Genomic DNA, 6287 nt, shown 5'->3' on the forward strand with positions numbered 1-6287 from the left:
CGCGGGCTCGCATGGCTGCCCGCGCCGCTGGCTAAAAAAGCTGTACACCATCTCACGAAACACCAGGTCCGCTCCTTTGCCGGCCGACGGTCCATGAAATCCCCTCCCCACTCACGACACCGGAGACCTCCTTGCCCACATGGCGCTCAAGCACCGGCCGCCATGGCACCAGCGTGAACTCGCGCGACTTCTCAACGACGGCATATTTTCCGCTGGCAAGCTCGACGGAGCGGCGGAGCGTACCCTCTACTCGTCCTCCGGATCGCGCTTCGGCATAGGGCAGGCCAAGTTCCTCCGACAGTTGGCCAGCAACACGGTTCAGTTCTCGCTGGCGCAGGATCGAAAGCATGTTGGCTCGATAGACGATCCGATCCTGTTCTTCATGCGCGTGGCCTTGCGCGATCAGCCACTCCCGCCGGCGAGCTTGCGCCTCTCTCACGTCGCAGCCGAAGCCGGATCCGTGCAAAGGCTCGGGTCTATCGGCAACCAGCTCCCGGTCGAGCCAGGTGGCGCCGTTGAAGCTGACCTGTCGCTCCAGCGCCATTGAGGAGAGCTTGTCGACAACGAAAGGCTCGGCCCTGGCCCGCTGGCCCTCATAATTCGCGACGCGATCGAGATGGTCCGGCGCGATGAGCCAGGTGCCGTTCGGCTCTCGCTCAACGCCGCCGGTCGCGCGGCGGATCGCCTCCAGCCGCCGCACATGCGTTCGCGCAAAGCTCTCGGTGGCGGATGGGTCATGCTTCAGGTGGATATCGACGTCGTAACGGCCGCCATTCGCGGCGGCGATTTCGGCGATGGTACGATCGACCCGCCTCGGCTCGGTGTTCCTTGGCGCGACACGCACGATGCAGCCATTAGGCATCGTTTCCATCGCCTCGCCTCTACCGATGTCGATCCAATGGCTCTTACCGTCGACGGCGTCGACGATCATGTAGTGGCGGTCATTGATCTCGTCGGCCAGTCCACGCGCGACAACGCGACCGACGAGAGACTGGACGGGCTCGCCGGCTCGATCGTGGATCACCCAGTCGGCGGCACTGCGTGCAAGCCCCTTGCCGGCCAGTTCGCGGTGGATGGTCTTGATGATGTCGCCGCGTTCGCCGGTGCGGCGCAGCGTGGCTTCGAGCTCATCGTCGAGGCGCCAGGAGCCAGCGCCGACCTCCGCGGCCAGACCCATCCGCTCGAGCTTGCGCAGCCGTCCCTGGTGCAGCGTCTGGCGAATGGCGTCGGGACCGCCCGGCGAGACCAGCCCGTCATCATCACGCATGCTGAGCAGCCGACGGTCGATGCTGGTGAAGCGTTCCTGCTCCATTTCCCGGCGCAGGCGAAGCTCAATCTCGCGGTCGGTTCGCGGACCGAGATCGAGGCTGACCAGCTCGGCCGCCCGCTCGCGGATGCCAGATGAGATATATTCGCGCGCGATGACCAGGTTCTCGCCACGGTCGTCCCTGCCTCGGACGATGATGTGGCTGTGCGGGTGGCCGGTGTTGAAATGATCAACCGCGACCCAGTCGAGCTTCGTGCCGAGGTCTTCCTGCATCTGCGCCATGAGCCGCCGCGTCAGCGCCTTCAGGTCTTCATACTCGATGCCGTCTTCGGCAGCGACGATGAAGCGGAATTGGTGGCGGTCGCCGTCCGCGCGATCGATGAACGCCTTGCCGTCGACGCGGTCGCTGTCGGCGCCGTAGAGCTCGCCAGGCGCACCTTCTCGGGTGACGCCGTCGCGCTGAAGATAGCGTAGATGGGCACGCGCCCCGTCCGCGCCCTTGCCGGCGAGCTTGACGATCCGCGCCTTGACGATCACCCGGCGCTGGCGGAAGGCGGCATACCGGTCGCGCGATTTCAGCAGCGCCGCAGCCGCCCCGCCGCGCCCTGTCCGGCTGCCCGTGAAGCGACCGCCGGGCTGGGGCTGGCCGCCGGCTCGGTTGACGGCTGCCCGGACTTGACCGGCATAGCGTTTGCCTGCCTTCGAGCCGCGCGACCCGATTTTGCCGAGCTTCGGCCTGAACTCGTCATCCTTCATGCGAGCCTCCCAGACATATCAAGCAAAATCAGACACTTACACGTCCAACCCTCTTGGCACCGGCGGCAGCCTCCTGGAAAAACGATGTGCAGACAAAGATTTAACCGCCTCCTGGAGGCGGTACCTTTATCTTGCCTTACGCGCCCAGCCCCGCCAGACGCGCCCCCGTCCGCCCATGGCTAACGCACCGGCTCCTTCGGCTGCGCGCCGTCCTTGCCGAGCGGCACGAAGAGATCGCCGTTTCGCACGCCTGAGTGAACACCGTCATGAATGAAGAACAGCGACCGTCCGAGAGGAGCGATTTGCGCCTTTGGAGCGACAGATTGGCTTTCGAACGCCTCGATGTCGGCCGCCGAAACTCCGGCCGCCTTGAGTTGGTCGAGGTACTCGACGGTCTCTTCTGGCAGCGGTTTGCCACGCTTCAAATGCTCGTCGTAGCGCTCGGGACCGGCATTGTAGGCGCCAAACAGGCCAGGAAATCCGAAGCGGTCATACATGGCGCTGAGATAGGCCGTGCCGGCCAGGATATTGTCGCGCGGATCGTGGGGGTTAGGCCCAAGGCCGTGTTCGACCCGCATCTCCTCATAGGTGCCGGGCATCACCTGCATGAGGCCCATGGCGCCAGCGGGGGAGGTGATGGGGCGGCCGCCGCGCATTGTCTTGCCGCCGCTTTCGGCAGCCATGACGGCATAGATCCAGGCTTGGGGAATATGGAAGCGCCGGCTTGCTTCCGATACCAACGTCTGCCACTTTCGCAGCTGCGGACTTTGGGAGATGGCGACCGGCTCAGCGCCGGTCGAGGCGGAACAGGCGCATGGCGCAATGGCGATCATGCCCAACAAGAGGAGGGTCACTCGGTCCATAGCGGTACGAGCCTCCCGATGACATTTTGAGTGGGAACAGGCCCGAAATAGCGGCTGTCGAAGGAGCGGTTTTTGTCGCTGCCGAGCAGGAAAACCTCGTTATCCCCGAGCGCTCGGCAGCCGTTCCACCATGGCAAAGGTCGGCCTTCGGCGTCGATTTTGAGCCGGCGCGCGACGATGTCGCCGCCGATGATGATGGCGTCATTGAAGGCGCAGACATTATCGTCCGGCAGCGCTGCAAGACGTTTTGCCAGCGGCACATTGCGAGGCAGATAGCTGCGCTCGGCGGCGAGATACGCCGCGTATTCAGGCGGGCGCACGAGCACGAGATCGCCACGCGCCAGCGCTCCCGCAGCGATGCGGTAAAGGCCGATCGGCGCGCTGGCCGAGGCGTTCCAGACCAGCCAAGGGGTGGGCTTTCCCAGCGCCGTGAAGCCCAAAAGACCGAGACCGGCCGCGGCCAAGGCGACCGTCTTACGGGCTCGAACACGCCTCAGGCGGCTGCCGATCAGATGGATGGAAGGGCGCCGCCTCATGAACGGCCTCCCGTGCCGCCCTGGCCGGAACCGGCCTTGCCATCGCCGGCGGTGGAGTGCTGCGGGTGTCCTTTCGACCAATGGTCGAGTTCGTCGATGTGATAGCGGACATAGCGGCCGTGCTTGCGGAATTTCGGGCCGCCGCCCTTGAGCCGCATCTTTTCGAGCGTGCGCTGGGAGAGCCCGATATAGAAGGCGGCTTGGGCTGTGCTGAGAAACGGGCTGCCCTTTTTCGCGCGGGCCGCGCGTTCGTTTTCGTCGTCCATGATGATCCTCGTTTCGCTTCGGACAAGCGAGGGCGAGGATGGGCGAGGGAGATCGTCTCGGGGACGGGCGAAGAGTCGGGGGAGAGTTTTCGCCGCCCTTTAGGGCGGACGGGGTTTGGGTGGAACTCCTGGGAATGAGCCCCGCGCCGGGGCTGCGGCGCGAGGCTCTATCTCGGCCGGTCAGTCGGCCGGGTTCCAGATGATGGCGTAGGTGTCGTGATCGTCCTGGCCGGCGGCGCGGCCGAGATTGGCGTAGAGCTTGCGCGGTCCGAACTCCGGCGCTGCAATCGACAGGCTCACATAATCCTTGCCGGAAGTCTCGCCGGTGCGGATCCAGCCGGCGCCAACTTCGACTCCTTGCGTAAGCACCCGGAAGTCGGGATGGTTGTCGGCGCTCTTGGCCTGGTTGGGGACGATATCGATGTCGGCGCGGACGCTGAGCGTCTTGAGCTGGCCCTTGTAGGCGCCGTTTTCCTGCTTGTTGACGTAACCGATCGCGGTCATTTCGAAGTCTCCTTTTGTGGTTTCGCCGGGGACCATCCCCTGCGATGGCGCACCGTAATGGGCGCGTCAGGACCGCCTGAATCCGACAGGGCCGCAGCGACAGCGAAGGATCCGAGCGGGCAGCTTTTTTGTGAGCGAAGCGGCGCGAGGAAGCCGCCGCAGGCGGCGGGGAAAAAAGCTGATGGCGAGGGTTTCGGGCGGCCGGACCCGCCCATAGGTCGACAAGCCAGCCGCAGGGATGGTCCTTGGAGAGAGCATGGAGACCGCTCGCCAAGTGCGGTCTTTCAGCCAAGCAGGACGCCGGGATGAAACGGCCTGCAAAGATGCTGCGCCCTTATGCCGGATCGAGATCGTGCCAGCGGGTCGGGCGCCAGAGCAGACATCCGGCATGGTGCGATCTATGAAAGCAGGGCTCGCCAGCGGGAATTTGATACGCGAAGGGGCCAAAGCAAGGCTGGATGAGAAGCCGGTGCTACCTGCAGGTCCAGTGTCATGTGGCGGCGCTCGGGAAACCGCTACGCAACGTGACGCGCTCTTATGAGGCGAACAGACCGGCCCCAAAACCGATCGACCGGTGGTCGGCGCGAAACGCGTCATGCCTGTCCGAAAGCTGACAGTGGCAGAAGACGCATGTCGGGTTCCGCACAATTGACCATGCTGGATTTGTGAGGTTTTCAGGGAGAGCCATGCGTTCACTACCCAGTGAGCTTTGGCACGGCATTTGCGCTTGAGATGTGGCAACACGGATCGAAGGTTGACTGCATGCACAAGCGCGAGATGAGCAATGCTCTCCTTTCCTGGAGGCTTGGCAGCAGATTCGATTGTGACGTTGCGAGGAGCTTCAGCCGCTCGCGGCGGAAGTGATCTCAAATCTGAAGGCACCGTTGGGGCCGCAGCCATCAAACACATCTTTCTCTTTTTCGCAGCTCGTCATCAACGCGATGCGGACTTCTTCGCGTCGACGGCGGCCGAAGGTGGAGAAGGGCTCGACTTGCAAAAAGGAGTTGTCAATGACGTCTTACGTTCGCACCAACAGCCCGGCGCAGGTGCGCTCACTGTCCACCTTTGGCAAGCATCTGCAAAGGAGCGTGCTGACGGCGACGCTGCTTGCCGCGGCTTCGACGGGAAGTGAAGCGCAGCCCTATGTTCGTGCTGACGGCAGCACGACTGACGACTTGGAAGCGGCGCGCGCAAGTTGGCGTCATGACGCCGAATTCAATGGAAATGTGGGGCTCGCAGCCATCAACGCGGATGCGCGTATGCGTTGGGTTCCACCGGGGAGGGGGCCAGAGCTCCTCGCCTGCCCTCGTCCGTCTTGACGAGTGCCCGCTTACAGCCTACCTCACTATCGCGTTAGCACTCGTCCATCGCGAGTGCTAACAAAAACCCCTCAACATCCGCACCAGGGAAAAATCCGAAAATGGCAAAGTCGAAGTTCCGCCCGCTGCATGACCGCGTGGTCGTTCGCCGGGTCGAATCCGAATCCAAGACCGCTGGCGGGATCATCATCCCGGATACGGCAAAGGAAAAGCCGCAGGAAGGCGAGATCATCGCCGTTGGTTCCGGCGCCCGTGACGAAGCCGGCAAGCTCGTCCCACTGGACGTCAAGGCCGGCGATCGCATCCTGTTCGGCAAGTGGTCGGGCACCGAAGTCAAGCTCAATGGCGAAGACCTTCTGATCATGAAGGAATCCGACATCATGGGCATCATCGGCTCATATCAGGCCCTTTCGTCAACTGAATTCCCGGGCTCGATTGAAGCCCCTGCCAGGAGCTAAAAATGGCTGCCAAAGACGTAAAATTCTCCCGTGATGCCCGCGAGCGCATGCTGCGCGGCGTCAACATCCTCGCCGACGCGGTGAAGGTCACGCTCGGCCCCAAGGGCCGCAACGTCGTCATCGACAAGTCGTTCGGCGCCCCGCGCATCACCAAGGACGGCGTCACCGTCGCCAAGGAAATCGAGCTTGAGGACAAGTTCGAGAACATGGGCGCGCAGATGGTCCGCGAAGTTGCTTCGAAGACCAACGACATCGCCGGCGACGGCACCACGACCGCGACCGTTCTGGCGCAGTCGATCGTCCAGGAAGGCCACAAGG

General features: G+C 63.5%; 7 protein-coding genes and 1 pseudogene. 3 read left to right on the forward strand and 5 right to left on the reverse strand.

Annotated elements, in window-relative coordinates:
* Window positions 1-52: 52 nt before the first annotated feature.
* The 5 genes from rlxS to NMG46_RS17760 form a co-directional block, all read right to left on the reverse strand.
* On the reverse strand, window positions 53-2023 hold the full coding sequence (gene rlxS / locus NMG46_RS17740) for a relaxase/mobilization nuclease RlxS (protein WP_126038545.1): 1971 nt from the start codon (window positions 2021-2023) through the stop codon (window positions 53-55).
* Window positions 2024-2202: 179 nt separating this feature from the next.
* Window positions 2203-2886, reverse strand: a complete 684-nt coding sequence (locus tag NMG46_RS17745) for a lytic transglycosylase domain-containing protein (RefSeq protein WP_024505647.1) — start codon at window positions 2884-2886, stop codon at window positions 2203-2205.
* The gene (locus NMG46_RS17750) at window positions 2874-3422 is read right to left on the reverse strand and encodes a S26 family signal peptidase (protein ID WP_029354919.1); all 549 of its coding nucleotides are present in this window, start codon (window positions 3420-3422) and stop codon (window positions 2874-2876) included. Before NMG46_RS17750 ends, NMG46_RS17745 begins: the two co-directional genes overlap by 13 nt.
* Entirely contained in the window at window positions 3419-3688 is a 270-nt protein-coding gene (locus tag NMG46_RS17755; protein WP_029354917.1) for an AlpA family transcriptional regulator, read from the reverse strand. Before NMG46_RS17755 ends, NMG46_RS17750 begins: the two co-directional genes overlap by 4 nt.
* 180 nt (window positions 3689-3868) lie before the next feature.
* Window positions 3869-4192: a DUF736 domain-containing protein gene (locus NMG46_RS17760; protein ID WP_029354915.1), complete on the reverse strand. Its 324-nt coding sequence runs from the start codon at window positions 4190-4192 to the stop codon at window positions 3869-3871.
* A 1010-nt stretch (window positions 4193-5202) separates the two neighbouring features.
* On the opposite strand from NMG46_RS17760, the gene NMG46_RS17765 reads away from it, so the two are divergent.
* The 3 genes and pseudogenes from NMG46_RS17765 to NMG46_RS17775 all read left to right on the forward strand — a co-directional run.
* Complete coding sequence (locus NMG46_RS17765; protein ID WP_126089903.1) at window positions 5203-5511, forward strand: hypothetical protein; 309 nt, start codon at window positions 5203-5205, stop codon at window positions 5509-5511.
* Window positions 5512-5612: 101 nt separating this feature from the next.
* Window positions 5613-5906 (forward strand): annotated as a pseudogene (gene groES, locus NMG46_RS17770) (co-chaperone GroES); the annotation flags it as partial.
* Window positions 5907-5971: 65 nt separating this feature from the next.
* Window positions 5972-6287: TCP-1/cpn60 chaperonin family protein (locus NMG46_RS17775; protein ID WP_302896408.1), on the forward strand; the 316-nt coding region annotated here is incomplete at its 3' end.

Source organism: Mesorhizobium sp. LMG 17147, from assembly GCF_024297145.1.
In the GTDB taxonomy this organism is placed as follows: Bacteria; Pseudomonadota; Alphaproteobacteria; order Rhizobiales; family Rhizobiaceae; genus Mesorhizobium.

Excerpts from the sequence above, each read along its gene's own strand:
- NMG46_RS17760 (WP_029354915.1), bottom strand. The coding sequence starts at position 4,192 with ATGACCGCGATCGGTTACGTCAACAAGCAGGAAAACGGCGCCTACAAG.
- NMG46_RS17745 (WP_024505647.1), bottom strand. The coding sequence starts at position 2,886 with ATGGACCGAGTGACCCTCCTCTTGTTGGGCATGATCGCCATTGCGCCA.
- NMG46_RS17755 (WP_029354917.1), bottom strand. The coding sequence starts at position 3,688 with ATGGACGACGAAAACGAACGCGCGGCCCGCGCGAAAAAGGGCAGCCCG.
- rlxS (WP_126038545.1), bottom strand. The coding sequence starts at position 2,023 with ATGAAGGATGACGAGTTCAGGCCGAAGCTCGGCAAAATCGGGTCGCGC.
- NMG46_RS17765 (WP_126089903.1), top strand. The coding sequence starts at position 5,203 with ATGACGTCTTACGTTCGCACCAACAGCCCGGCGCAGGTGCGCTCACTG.
- NMG46_RS17750 (WP_029354919.1), bottom strand. The coding sequence starts at position 3,422 with ATGAGGCGGCGCCCTTCCATCCATCTGATCGGCAGCCGCCTGAGGCGT.